Origin of the sequence: Pseudomonas sp. NPDC089752 (assembly GCF_044748725.1) — a bacterium.
In the GTDB taxonomy this organism is placed as follows: Bacteria; Pseudomonadota; Gammaproteobacteria; order Pseudomonadales; family Pseudomonadaceae; genus Aquipseudomonas.
The window spans coordinates 97,800-116,398 of record NZ_JBIVGP010000004.1 but is presented as its reverse complement, the minus strand read 5'-3'; the positions used below and the strand labels follow the sequence as shown (position 1 = coordinate 116,398).

The following is an 18,599-nucleotide window of genomic DNA, read 5'->3' as shown; positions in this document are numbered from 1 at the left end:
TTTAAGTTTGCCAACGAACCTGTGGGAGCGGGCTTGCCCCGCGAAGAGGATGGCAAATAGTGCATAAACCATGAGCCTCAACCATCAATCCGGGTGTTTTGCACGATCCTAGGACGTTGTCATTGGCTAACCCATTGATTTTTCTACATGTCATTTTTTGACACAACTGGCACAGCGCCTGCACCGATGATCATGCAACCAGGACCTGTTGCTCACTACATAGGCGAACCCATCATGATCCCTTCTGCCGATTACCCCTATGCCGATACTCAGTCACGCTCAGGCGTGTCCTGGGCGGCGATCTTTGCCGGTGCCGCTGCTGCGGCTTCCCTTTCACTGATCCTCGTGGTGCTCGGTGCAGGCCTAGGCTTCGCCGCCACCTCGCCTTGGGCCAATGAAGGCGCCAGCGCCAAGGCGTTAGGCATCTCGACGATCATCTGGCTGTTATTGACCCAGATTCTCGCGTCTGGCCTCGGCGGCTACATCGCCGGCCGCTTGCGGGTGAAATGGGCCAACCTGCACGGTGATGAAGTGTATTTCCGCGACACGGCCCACGGTTTCCTGTCCTGGGCGGTGGCCACGCTGGTGGCGGCCATGTTGATCGTCAGTACGGCCGGGGGCATTGCCAGTGCCGGGATGCAGGCCGGGGCGAGCGCTGTAGGGGCGGCCGCCAGCATGGCGCCCAAGCCTGACCCTAATGGCTACTTCGTTGACAGCCTGTTCCGCAGCGATGGCCCAGCCGCAGTCAGTGATGACGCGGCCAATGGAGTAGCGGCGAGGATCATCGCCAGGTCCATCACCCAGGGAACGCTTGCCGAAGGCGACCGCGCCTATCTGGCGCAACTGGTTGCGCAGCGCACTCGTCTGAGCCAGCCCGAGGCCGAAGCTCGGGTGGACCAGGTGTTCGCTCAGGTTCAACAAGCCAAAGTTCAGGCGCAGCAAGCCGCCGATACGGCAGCCAAGGTGGCGGCATGGACCGCGCTGTGGACCTTCGTTGCGCTGTTGTGTGGGGCGTTCTTCGCTAGCCTCGCCGCGTTGTACGGTGGCCGTCAGCGTGACCGCGTGCAATGGCTGGAAGGGCATGAAGTGGGTTACACCGCGCGTCGTACCGTTCAACGTTGAGTCAGGAGAAATAACATGCGCTCATTACTGCTGTGGATGCTTGGGGTACCGATTCCGGTGATCATCCTGATCGCGATATTCATGCATTGAGATTGTTGGGGGCGCTTTGCGCCCCTTTCGCGGGACAAGCCCGCTCCCACGGGTCTTGCATCTAACCTGTGGGAGCGGGCTTGTCCCGCGAAGAGGATCACACCGAACTAGAGAAACTGCTCCGCATAATGGCAGGCAACCTGCCGCGTCCCGACCTGCCGAAACGCCGGCACTTCAACCCCACACCGCTCCGTCGCATACGGGCAGCGCTTGTGAAATGCACACCCATCCGGCGGATTAAGCGGGTTGGGCAACTCCCCCGCAATACGAATCTTCGGTTTCAACGGGTCCGGATGAATCGCCGGCGTCGCCGACAGCAGCGCTTGGGTATACGGGTGCAGTGGCTTCTCGTAGATATCCTCTTTCGGCCCCATCTCCGCCGGCCGCCCCAGGTACATCACCAGCACCTGGTCCGCCACATGCCGCACCACCGCCAGGTTGTGCGAGATGAACACATAGGCGGTGTTGAACTCCTTCTGCAGGTCCATGAACAGGTTCAGCACCTGCGCCTGGATCGACACGTCCAATGCCGAAGTCGGCTCATCCGCCACCAGCACTTTCGGCTGCAGCATCATCGCCCGTGCCAGGGCGATACGCTGGCGCTGACCACCCGAGAACATATGCGGATAACGCTGATAATGCTCGGGACGCAGGCCGACCTGCTCCATCATCTTCTGCACCTTGTCGCGCCGCTCGGCCTTGCTCAGCGAGGTGTTGATCAGCAGCGGTTCGGCCAGTTGGTCGCCGATCTTCTGCCGTGGGTTGAGCGAGGCGTAGGGGCTCTGAAACACCATCTGCACGTCGCGACGCAACTGCTTGCGCGCGCTTTTGCTAGCGCCTTTGACCTCGGTGCCGTCGATTTGCAGCGAGCCGGAGGACGGCTCTTCGATCAGCGTCAGCGCACGCGCCAGGGTCGACTTGCCGCAGCCGGATTCACCGACCACGGCCAGGGTCTTGCCGGCCTCCAGTTCGAACGACACGCCATTGAGCGCGCGCACCAGGGCGTGGCCCTTGAACAGCCCGCGAGAGACTTGGTAATGCCGGGTCAGCTCCCGCGCGGTAAGTACGACGGCCATCACGCCACCTCCTGGTTCAGCGGGTAGAAGCAACGCACCAGGCTGTGGGCCTGAGGGTCAAGCGGTGGGCGCTGGCGCCGGCAGTTGTCCTGCACGTAGGGGCAGCGCGGCGAGAGCAAACATCCTGCGGGGCGGTCGTAACGGCCAGGGACAATGCCGGGCAGGGTGGCCAGGCGTTCGGCGCCGATGCTGTGCTCGGGGATCGCCGCCAGCAATGCTTCGCTGTACGGGTGCGCCGGCACGTCGAACAGCTCCGGCACCTGGCCCACTTCCACCGCCTGGCCTGCGTACATCACGCAAACGCGCTTGGCTGTTTCAGCGACCACGGCGAGGTCGTGGGTGATCAGGATGAGCGCCATGTTGCGCTCCTTCTGCAGGTTGACCAGCAGCTCCATGATCTGCGCCTGGATGGTCACGTCGAGGGCCGTGGTCGGTTCATCGGCGATCAGCAACTTGGGCTCCCCGGCGATTGCCATGGCGATTGCCACGCGCTGGCTCATGCCGCCGGACAGTTGGTGCGGGTAGGCGTCCAGGCGGCTTTCAGCAGCCGGGATCTCGACCTTTTTCAGCAATTCCAGCGCCCGCTGGCGCGCGGCCTTGCCTTTCAGGCCCAGGTGCTGGCGCAGCACTTCTTCAATCTGGAAACCCACGGTGTAGCTCGGGTTGAGCGCGGTCATCGGGTCCTGGAAGACCATGGCGATGTCCTTGCCCACCACCTTGCGCCGCTGACGGCCGCTGAGCTTGAGCATGTCGGTGCCGTCGAAGGTGAGCGAATCGGCAGTGATGCGCCCGGGGGCGTCGATCAGGCCCATCAGGGCCATCATGGTGACGGATTTGCCTGAGCCTGATTCGCCGACGATGGCCAGGATTTCCCCGGCGTCTACCGCCAGGTTGAGGCCGTCCACCACCGGTACGGCATTGGCGTCGCCGAAGCGCACGTTCAGGTTGTCTATCTGCAACAGTGACATGGCGTTCTCCTCAGGCGGCGTTCTTGAGTTTCGGGTCCAGCGCATCGCGCAGGCCGTCGCCCATCAGGTTGATTGCCAGCACGCTGAGCAGAATGGTCAGGCCAGGCAGGCTCACCACCCACCAGGCGCGCTCGATGTAGTCACGCGCGGAGGCCAGCATGGTGCCCCATTCCGGCGTTGGCGGTTGCACGCCCAGGCCCAGGAAGCCCAAAGCAGCGGCGTCGAGGATGGCCGAGGAGAAGCTCAAGGTCGCCTGCACGATCAGCGGCGCCATGCAGTTGGGCAACACGGTGACGAACATCAGCCGAGGCAACCCGGCACCGGCCAGGCGTGCGGCAGTGACATAGTCGCGGTTCAGCTCGCCCATCACCGCAGCGCGGGTCAGGCGCACGTAGGACGGCAAGGAGACGATGGCGATGGCGATCACCGTGTTGATCAGGCCAGGGCCGAGGATGGCGACGATCGCCACGGCCAGCAGCAGCGAGGGAAGGGCCAGCATGACGTCCATCAAACGCATGATCGACGGGCCGATGAAATTCGGGAAGAACCCGGCCAGCAGGCCCAGGAAGATCCCCGGGATCAGCGACATCACCACCGACGACAGGCCGATCAGCAGCGACAGCCGCGCGCCCTGGATCAGCCGCGAGAGCAGGTCGCGACCCAGTTCGTCGGTGCCGAGAACGAATTGCCAGGTGCCGCCTTCGAGCCACACCGGGGGCGTCAGCAGGAAGTCGCGGTATTGCTCGCTGGGGTTGTGCGGTGCGACCCAGGGCGCGAACAGTGCGCAGAACACCACCACGCACATGAACGCCAGGCCCATCACTGCGCCTTTGTTTTGCGCGAAGGCGTGCCAGAATTCTTTGTACGGCGAGGGGTAGAGCAGGCTTTGGTCCACCGGGCTGACCGGGGTGACGGATTTCGGAATCGGGCTAGTCATGGCGAAGGCCTCAGCGCTGATGACGGATGCGTGGGTTGGCCAGGCCGTAGAGGATGTCCACGACGAAGTTGACCAGGATCACCAGGCAGGCGATCAACAGGATGCCGTTCTGGACCACGGGGTAGTCACGGGCACCGATGGCTTCGATCAGCCATTTGCCGATGCCCGGCCAGGAGAAGATGGTTTCGGTGAGCACGGCGCCGGCCAGCAGCGTGCCGACCTGCAGGCCGAACACCGTCAGCACCGGGATCAGCGCATTGCGCAAACCGTGCACGAACACCACGCGGTTCGGCGACAGGCCCTTGGCGCGGGCGGTGCGGATGTAGTCCTCGCGCAGCACTTCGAGCATCGACGAGCGGGTCATGCGGGCGATCACCGCCAGCGGGATGGTGCCGAGCACGATGGCCGGCAGGATCAGGTGCATCACCGCGTCCTTGAAGGCGCCTTCTTCATCGCTGAGCAAGGTGTCGATGAGCATGAAGCCGGTTTTCGGCTCGATGTCATAGAGCAGGTCGATGCGCCCGGACACCGGAGTCCAGCCCAGGCTGACCGAGAAGAACATGATCAGGATCAGGCCCCACCAGAAAATCGGCATCGAATAACCGGCCAGTGAGATACCCATGACCCCGTGGTCGAACAGCGAGCCACGCTTGAGGGCAGCGATCACCCCGGCCAGCAGGCCGACGATGCCAGCGAACAGCAGCGCGGCGAAGGCCAGTTCCAGGGTGGCGGGGAACAGGGTAAGGAACTCGCTCCACACGCTTTCGCGGGTACGCAGCGATTCGCCCAGGTCACCCTGGGCGAGCTTGCCGACGTAGTCCAGGTACTGGACCGGCAGCGGCTTGTTCAGGCCCAGGCGCTCCATGGCCTGGGCGTGCATCTCGGGGTCGACCCTGCGCTCGCCCATCATCACTTCCACCGGGTCGCCGGGGATCAGGCGTATGAGCGCGAAGGTCAGCAAGGTGATACCGAAGAAAGTCGGAATCAGCAGGCCCAGGCGCCGGGCAATAAAACTCAACATTGTCGGGGTTACCTCATCAGCCGTTGTACGGCGGTGCCGCCGGTGCCCGTGTGGGTTGCCGGGGGTCGTTGTTGTTCTACTTCACCTTGGTGGTGGCGAAGTTGTTGTTGGTCAGAGGGTTGATCACGTAACCCTCCACGTTGTCACGCATGGCAGTGAACATCTTCGGATGCGCCATGCTGATCCAGGGCTGATCGTCATCGTACACCTTCAAAGCCTGGGCATAGAGCCTGGCGCGCTCGTCGTTGTCGATCACCTCGCGGGCGCGGCTGATCAGCTCCTGGAATTTCGAGTTGCACCAGCGTGCGTAGTTCTCGCCACTTTTTGCGGCGTCGCAGCTGAGCAGGGGGCTGAGGAAGTTGTCCGGGTCGCCGTTGTCGCCGGCCCAGCCGGTGGACACCAGATCCGCCTCGCCCTTTTTCGCGCGGCGCAGCATCTCGGCCCACTCCATCACGCGGATATCCAGCTTGAGGCCGATCTTGGCCAGGTCCGCCTGGAGCATCTCGGCAGACAGGCGCGGGTTGGGGTTGGTCGGGCCGCCGCCATTGCGGGTGAACAGGGTGATCACCGTGCCTTCCGGCACGCCGGCCTGCTTGAGCAGGTCACGGGCCTTGGCCAGGTCGTGGGGCGGGTTCTGGTTGTCGTTGTTGTAACCGATCATGGTCGGCGGGTAGGGGTTGACCCCGACCAGGGCGTTGCCCTTGCCGAACAGCTGGTCGACATGGGTCTGGCGGTCGAAGGCCATGTTGATGGCTTTGCGCACGCGCACGTCGCTGAGGTACTTGTGTTCAGTGTTCATGGCGATGTAGCCGGTGACCAGGGCTTCGATCTCGGCGACTTTCAACCGGGCGTCGGTCTTGATCGACGGTACGTCATCAGGTTTGGGGTACAGCGCGATCTGGCATTCGTTGGCACGCAGTTTCTGCAGGCGCACGTTGCTGTCGGTGGCGATGGCGAATACCAGCGTGTCGGCCGGTGGCTTGCCGCGGAAATACTCCGGGTTGGCCTTGAAGCGTACCTGGGCGTCCTTGTTGTAGCGCTGGAAGATGAACGCGCCGGTGCCGATCGGCTTGCTGTTGAGGTCGCCGGTCTTGCCGGCCTTGAGCAACTGGTCGCCGTACTCGGCGGAGTAGATCGAGGTGAAGGCCATGGCCATGTCACGCAGGAACGGCGCTTCCGGGCGGGTGAGGGTGATTACCACGGTGTGGTCGTCGGTCTTGTCCACCGACTTGAGCAGGTCCTTGAAGGCCATGCTCTCGAAGTAGGGGTAGCCGACGCTGGTCTTGTCGTGCCACGGGTGTTGCGGGTCGAGTTGGCGACGCAGGCTCCACAGCACGTCGTCGGCGTTGAAGTCGCGGGTCGGCGTGAAGTAATCAGTGGTGTGGAACTTCACACCCTGGCGCAAATGGAAGGTGTAGGTCAGGCCATCGGCGGAGATCTCCCAGCGTTCGGCCAGGGCCGGCTCGATATCGGTGGTGCCGGGCTTGAAGTCGACCAGGCGGTTGAACACCGTTTCGGCCGAGGCATCGGCGGTGACTGCCGTGGTGTACTGGACGATGTCGAAGCCTTCCGGGCTGGCTTCGGTGCATACCACCAGCGGCTTGGCCGCCAGGTTGCCGGCGGCGCCGAGGATGACCGCTGCCAGGGCAGCGCGGAGCGGTAGCGATTTCATGGGTACTCCCTGCTTGCATTGATTCCAGCGTAGCCGCCTGGGCCGGCGATGAGTCGGGCCCAGGCGCCAGCGGTCAGAGAATGTTGAACGGGATGGTGGTGACGATGCGCAGCTCGTCCAGGCTACCGTCGGCCTGGGCTTTGCTGGCGCGGTGCGCGGTGTAGGTGGCGCGGATGCTGGTGTCCTTGAGCGGACCACTCTGCACCGCGTAGCTGGTGCCGATGCCCCACTCGTAGTGGGTTTCGCCGTCCATGCCGGCGACGTCGTAGGCGGTGCCCTTGTAATGAGTACCGTCGATGCCCCAGCCACGTGCGTTGTAAACGTTGAACTTCAGGCCCGGCACGCCGTAGGGCGCCATGTTCAGCACGTAGGAAATCTGCAGGGATTTCTCGTTCGGGCCGTTGAAGTCCGAGAGCAGCGAGTTGGCCAGGTAGATGCCGTTGGTTTCGTGCAGGTAGTCGAAGTATTCGTTGCCGTTGACCTGCTGCCACGAGGCACTGAGGGTGTGGGCCTGGTGGGTCAGGCCGAACGACAGGCTGTAGGTATCGTTGTCGATCTCGCCCATCTTCTTGCTGCCTTCGTCCACCGTCTTGTAGTAGTTCAGGCCGGTGGTCAGGCTCAGCACCGCGCTGTCACCCAGCACGTGGTTGGCGCCGAAGTAGTACTGGTTCCAGAAGTCGTCGACCTTGGTCGCGTACAGGCTGGTGGTCAGGCTCTTGAAGGGTTGGTAGTTGACGCCGGCGGTGCTGGCGCGGTCGGTTTCCACACCTGCGGCGCCGTACTCCGAGCGGAACTTGCTGAGGCTTTGTTCGGTACGTGGGGAGACGCGATCGAAAGTGCCCAGGTCGAACGACAGATTGTCGAATTCAGCGCTGTGCAGGAACGCACCCTGAAAGCTCGAAGGCAGGGCGCGGTTGCCGATGAAGGCGATCATTGGCGTGTCCACCGACTGGCGGCCGACGGTCAGCGTGGTGTTGGACACCCGCGCCTTGACGTTGGCCAGGCCCATCTTGCTCCACTGGCCGATGGGGTCGCCATCGCTATGGGTCAGGGTGCGGTTGTTGGGGCCGGCGACTGCCGCGCGGCCTTGCTCGAGGGCGATGGCGTTATAGCCGGCGGCTTCAACGGCGAAGCCAACGGTGCCTTGGGTGAAGCCCGAGCTGTAGTTGAGGATGGTGCCTTGCAGCCAGTTGTCGCGGCTGTGGGTGTCATGGCGGCTGCCATCGCTTTTATAGTACTTCCACAGCGGGGCACGGGTGGCGCGTTCGCGGGCGTACCAGTTGCGGGTGCTGCCGGACAGGCTCTGGCCGTCGATGAAACCGCTGGCTTCGCTTTGTTCGCTGCTGCCTTTGAGGCTGATCGGGACGTAGTCCTGGCTCTGGGTTTCGGCCTGGGCCATGGCGCAGAAGGTGCCGATGGATAACGCCAGTGCGGTGAGAGTGAATGGTCTCAAGATGAAAGCTCCCTTTCTGTTCTTTTAGTTATTGCCTGGCCTTGTGGGCCGGGTTGATTGCTGCGGTGTTGCCAGGGTTGCTCGGGGTTGCCGGGCTAATCAGGGGAAAATGTTTTGCCAGTGCCGGCCTCTTCGCGGGCAAGCCCGCTCCCACAGGTTCGGTGTGATTTCCGATCCTGAGTACTTCTGTGGGAGCGGGCTTGCCCGCGAAGAGGCCAGTGAAGGCTAAAAATTAATCAACACTCACACCGGAAAAATCATTGCGGCCAAAGGGGCTGACCTTGAAGTCGGCAACCTTGATGCTCAGCGGCTGATTGACCGTGGAATGTGCCACCGGGGTAATCGGCACCTGCTGTTTGAGGCGCTGCTGGGCCTGCTGGTACAGCGCGGTGCGCTGCTCGCGGTCGGTGACTTGCTTGGCCTGCTTGATCAGGCTGTCGTACTGCGGATCGCACCACAGCGAGTAGTTGTTGCTGCCGATGGCATCGCAGTTGTAGAGGGTGCCGAGCCAGTTGTCCGGGTCACCGTTGTCGCCGGTCCAGCCGATCAGGGCGATGTCGTGCTCGCCACTTTTCATGCGTTTGAGGTACTCGCCCCACTCATAACTGACGATGCGCACCTTGAAACCGAGCTTGCTCCAGTCGGCCTGCAGCATCTCGGCCATGAGCTTGGCGTTGGGGTTGTATGGGCGCTGAACGGGCATGGCCCACAGGGTGACTTCGGTGCCCGGCTTGACCCCGGCCTGTTCGAGCAACTGCTTGGCTTTTTCCGGGTCGTAAGGTGCGTCCTTGAGGGTTTTGTCGTAGGACCATTGGGTCGGCGGCATGGCGTTGACTGCCAGTTGGCCGGAGTCCTGGTACACCGCCTGCAGGATCGCCTGCTTGTTCACCGCCATGTCCATGGCCTGGCGCACCTCCAGGCGGTCGAACGGCGGGAGCTGGGTGTTGTAGGCGATGTAGCCGAGGTTGAAGCCCGGTTGCTGCAGCACCTGCAGCTTATTGTCTGCCCGCAGCGCCGACAGGTCGGCCGGGCGCGGGTGCAAGGTGACCTGGCATTCGTTGCGGCGCAGCTTCTGGATGCGCACCGAGGGGTCGGTGTTGATCGAGAACACCAGGTTGTCGATCTTCACTTCATCGGGCGCCCAGTAGTCTTTGTTGCCCTTGAAGCGGATCTGCGAGTCTTTCTGGTAACGCTGGAACACGAACGGGCCGGTGCCGATCGGCTGCTGGTTGATATCGCTGGGGCGCCCGCCCGCCATCAGTTGCTCGGCGTACTCGGCGCTGAGGATGGACGCGAAGCTCATGGCGATGTTCTGGATGAACGCGGCATCGACCTTGTTGAGGGAGAACACCACGGTCAACGGGCCGGTTTTTTCCACGCGGGCGATGTTCTTGTCCAGGCCCATGCTGACGAAGTACGGAAACTCGGTGGGGTAGGCCTTACGGAACGGGTGGCCCTTGTCGAGCATGCGGTTGAAGGTGAACAGCACATCGTCGGCGTTGAAGTCGCGACTTGGCGTAAAGGCCTTGTTGGCGTGGAACTTCACGCCCTCGCGCAAGTGGAAGGTGTAACGCAAGCCGTCGTCGGATACTTCCCATTTGGTCGCCAGCGCCGGGTGCACCGCCGTGCCGCCGCGTTCGAATTCAACCAGGCGGTTGTAGAGCGGTTCTGCCGCATCGTTGTCGGTGGCACTGGTGTACTGGGCGGTGTCGAGGCCGGCTGGGCTGCCTTCGGAGCAGAACACCAGGTTCTTGGCATGGACGGTATTGGCCTGGCTCAGCAGGCCGACGGCGAGCAGGGTCGAAAGCAATTGAGTATGGCGCATGGCAAATCCTTTTCCGTCTGTTTTGCCGCGTCGGATTTCGAATTGCGGCAACAGTGGCCCCAACCCCGGCGCGGATAGCGTCGGGGTGGGTTTCATTTACGGGAGTGGCGAGGTGTCGCCCGGTATTACTTTTCCACGCTGACGCCGTAGAAGGCGTTCAGTGCGAACGGACTGATCTTGAAGTCCTTCACCTTGGCACTCATCGGCTGGTAGACCGTGGAGTGGGCGATCGGGGTGATCGGTACTTGCTCCTTGAGGATGTGCTGCGCCTGCTTGTACAGCTCGGTGCGCTTGGCCTGGTCCGAGGTGGCCTTGGCCTGTTTGATCAGGTCGTCGTAAGGCTTGTAGCACCACTTGGAGAAGTTGTTGCCGTCAATGGCATCGCAGCCGTACAGGGTGCCCAGCCAGTTGTCCGGGTCACCGTTGTCACCGCTCCAGCCAATCAGCATGGCGCCCTGTTCGCCGCCCTTGGAGCGCTTGATGTACTCGCCCCATTCGTAACTGACGATCTTCGCCTTGATGCCGATCTTGGCCCAGTCGGATTGCAGCATCTCGGCCATCAGCTTGGCGTTGGGGTTATACGGGCGTTGCACCGGCATGGCCCACAGGGTGATTTCGGTGCCTTCCTTGATGCCGGCTTGCTTGAGCAGCTGCTTGGCTTTTTCCGGGTCGTAGGCGGCATCCTTGATGCTGTCGTCATAGGACCACTGGGTCGGCGGCATGGCGTTGACCGCCAACTGGCCGGCGCCCTGGTAGACCGATTCGATGATCTTCTTCTTGTCCACCGCCATGTCCAGTGCCTGGCGCACTTCGAGCTTGGCCATCGGGTTGGGTTCGTTGCTGCCCTTGACCTTGTCCATCACGTTGTAGGCGATGTAGCCGAGGTTGAAACCGGCCTGTTGCGGCATCTGCAGGTTCTTGTCGGCCTTGAGCGGCGCGATATCGGCCGGGCGCGGGAACAGGGTGACCTGGCACTCGTTCTTCTTCAGCTTCTGCATGCGCACCGAGGCGTCGGTGGTGATGGCGAAGATCAGGTTGTCGATCTTCACATCCTCGGGCTTCCAGTAGTCCTTGTTGCCCTTGAAGCGGATCTGCGCGTCTTTCTGGTACTTGCTGAACACGAACGGGCCGGTGCCGATCGGCTTCTGGTTGATGTCGGCGGCCTTGCCGTCCTTGAGCAACTGGTCGGCGTACTCGGCTGACTGAATGGACGCGAAGCTCATCGCCAGGTTCTGGATGAACGCGGCGTCCACTTCATTGAGGGTGAACTTGACGGTGTGGTCGTCGAGTTTCTCCACCTTGGCGATGTTCTTGTCCATGCCCATGTCGGTGAAGTAGGGGAATTCGGTGGGGTAGGCGTTACGGAACGGGTGGTTCTTGTCGAGCATGCGGTTGAAGGTGAACAGCACGTCGTCGGCGTTGAAGGTGCGGGTGGGTTTGAAGTAGTCGGTGGTGTGGAACTTCACACCGTCACGCAGGTGGAAGGTGTAGGTCTTGCCGTCGTCGGACACTTCCCATTTGGTCGCCAGCCCTGGGATGACGGCGGTGCCGCCCCGTTCGAACTGAGTCAGGCGGTTGAATACGGTCTCTGCCGAGGCATCGAAGTCGGTTCCGGTGGTGTATTGCCCCGGGTCGAAACCGGCCGGACTGCCTTCGGAGCAGAACACCAGGTTGGACGCGGCGTGGGCAATCGGGGCGCCGGTGAACAAGCCCGCGCCTAGCAGGAACGGAATGACTGCGTGTTTGAGCATGGTGGCCTCATTGTTGTCATTTTTGGATTGAGGTGGCCTCGTGAGCCGACCTGCGGATACTTATGCAGGGGGTGTTCCCAATGCAACACTCAGAAGGATAGTTGGCGCCAGAAAAGTAGTACGCGCGTACATGGATGTCGCATTCGTATAACTTTCGGCGAAGTTGAACGTTTGCGCAGGCGAAATGATGGCTTTATGCGGAATGTTTCGGCGGGAGAAAGGCTGTAGGAAGCACTGTCTTGATGCGTAGGAAACGTCTGTAATGAAGCACAAGGGGCGCTAAGCGCCCCTCGGTGAATCAGGGCATCTGAACTTCGATCAGCCCGTCGGCATTCATGCTGACTTCACTGGTACCCGCCTCGATGTCCGGCGCTGGAGCCGCTTCATCAGCGCCCATGGCCTTCATCGCCATCGGCGCGCTGCGCAGGTAAGGGCGCGGGTAGCCGCTGCTGTTGAGGTTCAGGCTGACCACTTTGTAGCCCTTGCCACCCAGCGCTTCGGTGGCCAGTTGCGCACGGGCCTTGAAGGCATCGACTGCATCCTTGAGCAGTGCGTCCTCGCTGGCCTTGCGGGTGGCCGGGGCGATGGAGAAGTCCATGCCGCCCATCTTCAGGTCTTGCAGCAGATCGGCGCTGAGTTGGGACAGGGCCGGGAAGTCGGCGCTTTCCAGGCGCAGTTCGGCACGTTCGCGCCAGCCGGTGATCTTCTGGCCCTTGCTGTCGTAGACCGGATAGCTGTTGTGGCTGCCCTGGCTGATCTTCACGTCCTTGACCTGGCGTGCCTGCTGCACGGCCTTGTTCATGGTTTCGGTGATCTCTTTGGCAAGCTTGCCTGGGTCGGTGTTCTGCGCTTCGCTATACAGGGTCACGACCATCAGGTCGCGCGCCACTTCCTTGCTGACTTCGGCGCGCAGTGAAACCTGATTGTAGCGCGGCTCATCCGCCGCCAATGCCGGCAGGCTGGCGAGCAGGCCGCAGGACAGGATCAGGGCAGCGCCGCGACGAGGGATATGCATGTGGAACTCCTTGGCAATGAATGGCGTGGGTTCTGGCCATCCATCCCACGCATGGCCCATCAGACCGGGAACAGTGTAGTGGGTTCAAAGGTGCCATCATGAATCTGTGACAAAGTGTGGCGCTTTGCCGCATCGCTGCAGCAGGCCGCCCGGCTTCGGTATACTCCAGCCGATTTTCCTGGAGCACTCATCAGGAGAGCGCATGCTCGCCGCCGCACAACCTTTGTCCGCTACTCGCCAGAACCTCTGGCGCCTGACTGTCATTCGCGTTCTGGTCCTGGCCGCTCAGGCGGGTTCCGTGGGCGTTGCCTACTGGACCGAACTGCTGCCGCTGCCGTGGCTCTCGCTGGCTGCGACCCTGGCCCTGTCGTCCTTGCTGTGCGCCTTCACCGCCTTGCGCCTGCGCCTGTCGCTGCCGGTCACCGAGCTTGAATACGCATTGCAGCTGGCCTGTGACCTGCTGATCCACAGCGCCCTGCTTTATTACTCGGGTGGTTCGACCAACCCGTTCGTTTCCTATTATCTGGTGCCGCTGGCGATTGCCGCAGTCACCTTGCCCTGGCTCTATTCGCTGATCCTTTCCGGCATTGCCCTGACCGCCTACAGCCTGCTGCTGGTGCAGTTCTACCCGCTCGAAGGGCTGCCGATGGCGCGGGACAAGATGCAGGTGTATGGCATGTGGCTGAGCATTGCGCTGGCAGCGGCGGTGATCACCTTCTTCGCCGCACGCATGGCCGAGGAGCTGCGCCGCCAGGAGCAATTGCGCTCCGAGCGCCGCGAAGAGAGCCTGCGCGATGAACAGCTGTTGGCCGTCGCCACCCAGGCCGCTGGCGCCGCCCACGAACTGGGCACGCCGCTGGCGACCATGAGCGTGTTGCTGAACGAAATGCGTCAGGACCACAAGGACCCGCTTTTGCAGGAAGATCTGCAGATTCTTCAGGACCAGGTCAAACTCTGCAAAGAGACGTTGCAGCAACTGGTGCGCGCTGCCGAAGCCAATCGGCGCCTGGCGATCGTCGAGCAGGACGTCACCGAGTGGCTGGATGAAGCGCTCAACCGTTGGCACCTGATGCGTCCGGAAGCCAGCTACCGCTTCCAGCGCCTGCGCGACGGCCAGGTGCCACGCCTGACGCCGCCACCTGACCTGACCCAGGCGCTGCTGAATCTGTTGAACAATGCCGCCGATGCCTGCCCCGATGACCTGGAAGTACACCTGGACTGGGACGCCCAGGACATCGTCATCAGCATCCGCGACCATGGCCCCGGCGTGCCGCCGGCCATTGCCGAAGCCATCGGCAAACCCTTCATTACCACCAAGGGCAAAGGCTTCGGCCTGGGCCTGTTCCTGAGCAAAGCCAGCGTGACCCGTGCGGGCGGCTCGGTGAAACTCTATAGTCATGAGCAGGGTGGCACCCTCACCGAACTGCGCCTGCCCCATGGCACGCGAGGAGATCAATGATGAGCGAAGAAAACCAGGTCGAAGGCGAAGAGCTGCCGCACCTGCTGCTGGTGGATGACGATGCCACCTTCACCCGGGTCATGGCCCGCGCCATGAGCCGTCGCGGTTTCCGCGTGAGCACCGCCAGTTCTGCCGAGGAAGGCCTGATCCTGGCCCAGCTGGACTTGCCTGACTACGCCACGCTGGACCTGAAGATGGAAGGCGACTCCGGCCTGGTGCTGCTGCCAAAGCTGTTGGAGCTGGACCCGGAAATGCGCGTGGTCATCCTCACCGGTTACTCGAGCATTGCCACCGCGGTCGAGGCGGTCAAGCGCGGGGCCTGCAACTACCTGTGCAAACCGGCCGATGCCGATGACGTGCTGGCGGCGCTGCTGTCGGAGCACACCGACCTGGACACCCTGGTGCCGGAGAACCCGATGTCGGTGGACCGCCTGCAGTGGGAACACATCCAGCGCGTGCTGGGCGAGCATGAAGGCAATATTTCCGCTACCGCGCGTGCCCTGGGCATGCACCGGCGGACCTTGCAGCGCAAGCTGCAGAAGCGGCCGGTTCGTCGCTGAATTTGCGGTGACCCTTTCGCGGGGCAAGCCCGCTCCCACAGGTACAGCGCAGGCCTTGAGTGCAGTGGCGAGCCTGTGGGAGCGGGCTTGTCCCGCGAAGAGGCCAGAACAGCCAAAACACCTCTTCGAAGCATCCAGATCCCCGCAAGTCGCAGCCGTTGACGTATCATTAGCCCCCTAACGGCAACCCCACCAGGATCGCTTGCGCATGCTCGCCCTTCTTATCCAGACCCTGAACATCACAGCACCGGTCTTCGCCATGCTGTTCATGGGCGTGCTGCTCAAGCGCATTCACCTGATCGACGACAACTTCAACCGCGTCGCCTCGCAGCTGGTGTTCAACGTCTGCATGCCGGCGTTGCTGTTCCTCGGTATCTACCATGCCGACTTGGCCACGGCAGTCCAGCCCAAGGTCTTGCTCTACTTCGTCGCCGCCACCCTGGTCGGTTTCGCGGTGTCCTGGGGCATGGCCATCTGGCGCAGCCCGCCGGCCGACCGCGGCATCTACACCCAAGGCGCCTTCCGCGGCAACAACGGCGTCATTGGTTTGGCCCTGGCCGCCAGCCTCTACGGCGACTACGGCATCTCCCTCGGCGCGGTGCTCGCCGGCCTGGTTATCCTCCTGTACAACTCACTGTCGGCGGTGGTGCTGGCGGTGTACAGCCCGGACCTCAAGTCCGACCCGTGGAGCATCTGCAAAAGCATCTTCAGCAACCCGCTGATCATCAGTGTGCTGGTGGCCACACCCATGGCCTACGGCCAGGTGCCGCTACCCAACTGGCTGCTCACCTCGGGTGACTACCTGGCGCAGATGACCCTGCCACTGGCGCTGATCTGCATCGGTGGCACCCTGTCGCTGGCCGCGTTGCGCGACAGTGGCAAGCTGGCCATCGATGCCAGCCTGGTGAAGATGGTCTGGCTGCCGCTGATCGGTACCCTCGGGGCCTGGCTCTGCGGTTTTCGCGGGGCCGAGCTGGGCATCCTGTTTCTGTACATCGGCAGCCCGACGGCGGCAGCCAGCTACGTCATGGCCCGGGCGGCCAATGGCAACCATGAGCTGGCAGCCTCGATCATCGTGATTACCACGCTAATGGCGGCGATCACCACCAACATTGGTATTTTCATCTTGCAGTGGGGCGGATGGATCTAGATCCTTGACTGCAAACAACATAAAAACACGGCCTCACTGAGCAAAAGGACACTTCATGCAAGACCAGAGCACGCCCGAGCGGTTACAGCGCGGGCTGAAGAATCGTCATATCCAGTTGATTGCGCTGGGTGGTGCCATCGGGACCGGCTTGTTCCTGGGTATCGCCCAGACCATCCAGCTGGCCGGCCCGTCCGTGCTGCTGGGCTACGCCATCGCCGGCCTGATGGCCTTCTTCATCATGCGCCAGCTGGGCGAAATGGTGGTCGAAGAGCCAGTTGCGGGCAGTTTCAGTCACTTCGCTCACCAATACTGGAGCGAGTTCGCAGGCTTCGTCTCCGGCTGGAACTACTGGGTGGTGTACGTGCTGGTGGGCATGGCCGAGCTCACCGCCGTGGGCATCTACGTGCAGTACTGGTGGCCGGAATTTCCAACCTGGGCCACGGCGGCGATCTTCTTCGTGGTGATCAACCTCATCAACCTGACCCAGGTGAAGGTCTACGGCGAGATGGAGTTCTGGTTCGCCCTGGTCAAGGTGGTGGCCATCGTCAGCATGATCGGCTTCGGTGCCTGGCTGCTGACCAGCGGCCATGGCGGCCCGGATGCCAGCGTCGCCAACCTGTGGCAATACGGCGGCTTCTTCCCCAATGGCATTACCGGGCTGGTGATGGCGCTGGCGGTGATCATGTTCTCCTTCGGTGGCCTGGAGCTGGTCGGCATCACTGCCGCCGAGGCGGATAACCCGCGCCACAGTATCCCCAAGGCGACCAACCAGGTGGTGTACCGCATTCTGATCTTCTACATCGGTGCGCTGGCGGTGCTGCTGTCGCTGTACCCTTGGCAGAAGGTGGTGCAGGGCGGCAGCCCGTTCGTGATGATCTTCCACGAGCTGGACAGCGATCTGGTCGCGACCATCCTCAACATCGTCGTGCTGACCGCTGCGCTGTCGGTCTATAACAGCTGCGTCTACGCCAACAGCCGCATGCTGTTCGGCCTGGCCAGCCAGGGCGACGCGCCGCGCCAGCTGCTCAAGGTCAGCCGCAGCGGCGTACCGCTGACGGCGCTGGGCGTGTCGGCGTTCGCTACCGGCATGTGCGTGCTGATCAACTACCTGATGCCGGGTGAGGCTTTCGGTTTGTTGATGGCGCTGGCGGTGTCGGCGCTGGTGATCAACTGGGCGAGCATCAGCATCACCCACCTGAAATTCCGCAAGGCCAAGCTGGCGGCGGGTATCAAACCGTTCTATCAGAGCTGGGGGCACCCGTTCACCAACTACCTGTGCCTGGCCTTCATCGTGCTGATTCTGGTGGTGATGTACCTGACCCCGCCGATTCGCATTTCAGTGATGCTGATTCCTGGCTGGATTGCGCTGTTGTACGGGGCCTTCCGCCTGAAGAAAGCTCGCCAGGGCTCGTTCGCTTAATGCTGGCGGCGCCAAGCTCGGGCAGTGGTGTAAAGCAGTACTAGCCCGAGTACCGGCAGCACATAGAACAGCATCAGCCGCTCCAGCCGGCCGGCCAGTGGCAGGCCCATGGTGAAGGCGGCCACATGCAGCCCGTAAGCCAGGTACAGGCACAGGAATACCAGCCCTTCAGCGCGGGTGATCCGGTACCCGGAATAGAACACGGGCAGGCTCAGCACGGCGACGCCCAGCATCACCGGCAGGTCGAAGCCCAGGGCGTTGGGCGAGATGGTCAGCGGTTCTGGCGTGATCAGCGCGGTCAGGCCAAGCACCGCCAGCAGGTTGAACAGGTTGCTGCCGATCACCGTGCCCACGGCGATCTCGCGCTCGCCACGCAGGGCGGCGATCAATGCCGCGGCCAGTTCTGGCAGAGATGTGCAGATGGCGACGACGGTCAGGCCGATGATGCGTTCGGACAGCCCCAGGTCGGTCGCCACCTCGACCGCCGCCTCCAGCAGCAGATGGCCGGCCAGGCTCAACAGGCCGAGGCCAAAGGCAACCTGCAACAGCGTGCCGGTCCAGAAGCGCCCGGCGCTGCTGGTGAGGGCGCCTGGAGCAGGGTAGGTGCGGGCATAGTGGCGGGACTGGTGCCATAGCATCACCAGGTAACCTGCCAAGGCCATCAGCAGCAGCAGCCCTTCGACTCGGCCGAGGTGGCCATTGGCTGCCAGCGCATAGACCAGGCCGCTGGCGAGGATCATCAACGGAATGTCCATGCGCACCAGTTGGCGGGATACCCGCAGCGGGATGATCAGCGCCGCCAGGCCCAGGCTCACCAGCACGTTGAAGATGTTACTGCCGATCACGCTGCCCACGGCCACGTCGGGCGCGCCCTGGTAGGCGGCCTGCAGGCTGACGGTGAGCTGCGGCGCAGTGCTGCCGAACGCTACCAGGCTCAAGCCGATGATCAGCGGCCGCACGTGCAGGCGCTGGGCCAGGCGCAGGGCGGCGCGCACCATCAGTTCGGCGCCAGCTACCAGCAGCAGCAGGGCTAGGCCCAGTTGCAGGAGGCTGAAAGTGGGGAGGGTGGCCAGGTCGAAA

15 protein-coding genes are annotated in these 18,599 nt (G+C 62.7%); 5 read left to right on the top strand and 10 right to left on the bottom strand.

Going from position 1 to position 18,599, the window contains the following annotated elements; all coding sequences use genetic code 11:
• Positions 1-234: 234 nt before the first annotated feature.
• Positions 235-1,122 carry a hypothetical protein gene (locus tag ACIPZF_RS07980; RefSeq protein ID WP_400797407.1) on the top strand — a complete coding sequence of 296 codons (888 nt, stop codon included), beginning with the start codon at positions 235-237 and terminating at the stop codon, positions 1,120-1,122.
• Positions 1,123-1,319: 197 nt separating this feature from the next.
• Here ACIPZF_RS07980 and ACIPZF_RS07975 read toward each other — a convergent pair whose 3' ends face one another.
• The 9 genes from ACIPZF_RS07975 to ACIPZF_RS07935 all read right to left on the bottom strand — a co-directional run bounded on the left by ACIPZF_RS07975 (position 1,320) and on the right by ACIPZF_RS07935 (position 12,930).
• Entirely contained in the window at positions 1,320-2,288 is a 969-nt protein-coding gene (locus tag ACIPZF_RS07975; RefSeq protein ID WP_400797405.1) for a peptide ABC transporter ATP-binding protein, read from the bottom strand.
• On the bottom strand, positions 2,288-3,256 hold the full coding sequence (locus ACIPZF_RS07970; RefSeq protein ID WP_400797402.1) for an ABC transporter ATP-binding protein: 969 nt from the start codon (positions 3,254-3,256) through the stop codon (positions 2,288-2,290). The genes ACIPZF_RS07975 and ACIPZF_RS07970 overlap by 1 nt, the downstream gene beginning before the upstream one ends.
• Before the next feature lie 10 nt (positions 3,257-3,266).
• Positions 3,267-4,193: an ABC transporter permease subunit gene (locus ACIPZF_RS07965; protein WP_400797399.1), complete on the bottom strand. Its 927-nt coding sequence runs from the start codon at positions 4,191-4,193 to the stop codon at positions 3,267-3,269.
• 10 nt (positions 4,194-4,203) lie between these two features.
• Complete coding sequence (locus ACIPZF_RS07960) at positions 4,204-5,214, bottom strand: ABC transporter permease subunit (protein WP_400797396.1); 1,011 nt, start codon at positions 5,212-5,214, stop codon at positions 4,204-4,206.
• Between the two features lie 76 nt (positions 5,215-5,290).
• Entirely contained in the window at positions 5,291-6,886 is a 1,596-nt protein-coding gene (locus ACIPZF_RS07955; protein ID WP_400797394.1) for an ABC transporter substrate-binding protein, read from the bottom strand.
• A 73-nt stretch (positions 6,887-6,959) separates the two neighbouring features.
• On the bottom strand, positions 6,960-8,339 hold the full coding sequence (locus tag ACIPZF_RS07950) for an OprD family porin (protein ID WP_400797391.1): 1,380 nt from the start codon (positions 8,337-8,339) through the stop codon (positions 6,960-6,962).
• Positions 8,340-8,571: 232 nt separating this feature from the next.
• Positions 8,572-10,164, bottom strand: a complete 1,593-nt coding sequence (locus ACIPZF_RS07945) for an ABC transporter substrate-binding protein (RefSeq protein WP_400797388.1) — start codon at positions 10,162-10,164, stop codon at positions 8,572-8,574.
• Positions 10,165-10,289: 125 nt separating this feature from the next.
• A complete protein-coding gene (locus ACIPZF_RS07940; RefSeq protein ID WP_400797385.1) occupies positions 10,290-11,915 on the bottom strand; it encodes an ABC transporter substrate-binding protein in 1,626 nt (541 codons plus the stop codon).
• A 298-nt stretch (positions 11,916-12,213) separates the two neighbouring features.
• Positions 12,214-12,930, bottom strand: a complete 717-nt coding sequence (locus ACIPZF_RS07935) for an SIMPL domain-containing protein (protein ID WP_400797382.1) — start codon at positions 12,928-12,930, stop codon at positions 12,214-12,216.
• Positions 12,931-13,132: 202 nt separating this feature from the next.
• On the opposite strand from ACIPZF_RS07935, the gene ACIPZF_RS07930 reads away from it, so the two are divergent.
• The 4 genes from ACIPZF_RS07930 to ACIPZF_RS07915 all read left to right on the top strand — a co-directional run bounded on the left by ACIPZF_RS07930 (position 13,133) and on the right by ACIPZF_RS07915 (position 17,519).
• The gene (locus tag ACIPZF_RS07930; protein WP_400797380.1) at positions 13,133-14,389 is read left to right on the top strand and encodes an ATP-binding protein; all 1,257 of its coding nucleotides are present in this window, start codon (positions 13,133-13,135) and stop codon (positions 14,387-14,389) included.
• Positions 14,389-14,949 (top strand): response regulator transcription factor, encoded by a 561-nt coding sequence (locus ACIPZF_RS07925; protein WP_400797377.1) that lies wholly within the window; start codon positions 14,389-14,391, stop codon positions 14,947-14,949. Before ACIPZF_RS07930 ends, ACIPZF_RS07925 begins: the two co-directional genes overlap by 1 nt.
• Positions 14,950-15,157: 208 nt before the next feature.
• On the top strand, positions 15,158-16,099 hold the full coding sequence (locus ACIPZF_RS07920) for an AEC family transporter (RefSeq protein WP_400797375.1): 942 nt from the start codon (positions 15,158-15,160) through the stop codon (positions 16,097-16,099).
• Between the two features lie 55 nt (positions 16,100-16,154).
• Positions 16,155-17,519, top strand: coding sequence for an amino acid permease (locus tag ACIPZF_RS07915; RefSeq protein ID WP_400797373.1), 1,365 nt, complete (start codon positions 16,155-16,157; stop codon positions 17,517-17,519).
• Here ACIPZF_RS07915 and ACIPZF_RS07910 read toward each other — a convergent pair.
• Complete coding sequence (locus ACIPZF_RS07910) at positions 17,516-18,559, bottom strand: calcium/sodium antiporter (protein WP_400798069.1); 1,044 nt, start codon at positions 18,557-18,559, stop codon at positions 17,516-17,518. The two genes, ACIPZF_RS07915 and ACIPZF_RS07910, sit on opposite strands and share 4 nt — an antisense overlap.
• Between the last annotated feature and the right edge of the window lie 40 nt (positions 18,560-18,599).

Coding starts and splice junctions, on each gene's coding strand:
- ACIPZF_RS07935 (WP_400797382.1), bottom strand. CDS start 12,930: ATGCATATCCCTCGTCGCGGCGCTGCCCTGATCCTGTCCTGCGGCCTG.
- ACIPZF_RS07925 (WP_400797377.1), top strand. CDS start 14,389: ATGAGCGAAGAAAACCAGGTCGAAGGCGAAGAGCTGCCGCACCTGCTG.
- ACIPZF_RS07960 (WP_400797396.1), bottom strand. CDS start 5,214: ATGTTGAGTTTTATTGCCCGGCGCCTGGGCCTGCTGATTCCGACTTTC.
- ACIPZF_RS07955 (WP_400797394.1), bottom strand. CDS start 6,886: ATGAAATCGCTACCGCTCCGCGCTGCCCTGGCAGCGGTCATCCTCGGC.
- ACIPZF_RS07930 (WP_400797380.1), top strand. CDS start 13,133: ATGCTCGCCGCCGCACAACCTTTGTCCGCTACTCGCCAGAACCTCTGG.
- ACIPZF_RS07940 (WP_400797385.1), bottom strand. CDS start 11,915: ATGCTCAAACACGCAGTCATTCCGTTCCTGCTAGGCGCGGGCTTGTTC.
- ACIPZF_RS07965 (WP_400797399.1), bottom strand. CDS start 4,193: ATGACTAGCCCGATTCCGAAATCCGTCACCCCGGTCAGCCCGGTGGAC.
- ACIPZF_RS07920 (WP_400797375.1), top strand. CDS start 15,158: ATGCTCGCCCTTCTTATCCAGACCCTGAACATCACAGCACCGGTCTTC.
- ACIPZF_RS07975 (WP_400797405.1), bottom strand. CDS start 2,288: ATGGCCGTCGTACTTACCGCGCGGGAGCTGACCCGGCATTACCAAGTC.
- ACIPZF_RS07945 (WP_400797388.1), bottom strand. CDS start 10,164: ATGCGCCATACTCAATTGCTTTCGACCCTGCTCGCCGTCGGCCTGCTG.
- ACIPZF_RS07970 (WP_400797402.1), bottom strand. CDS start 3,256: ATGTCACTGTTGCAGATAGACAACCTGAACGTGCGCTTCGGCGACGCC.
- ACIPZF_RS07915 (WP_400797373.1), top strand. CDS start 16,155: ATGCAAGACCAGAGCACGCCCGAGCGGTTACAGCGCGGGCTGAAGAAT.
- ACIPZF_RS07980 (WP_400797407.1), top strand. CDS start 235: ATGATCCCTTCTGCCGATTACCCCTATGCCGATACTCAGTCACGCTCA.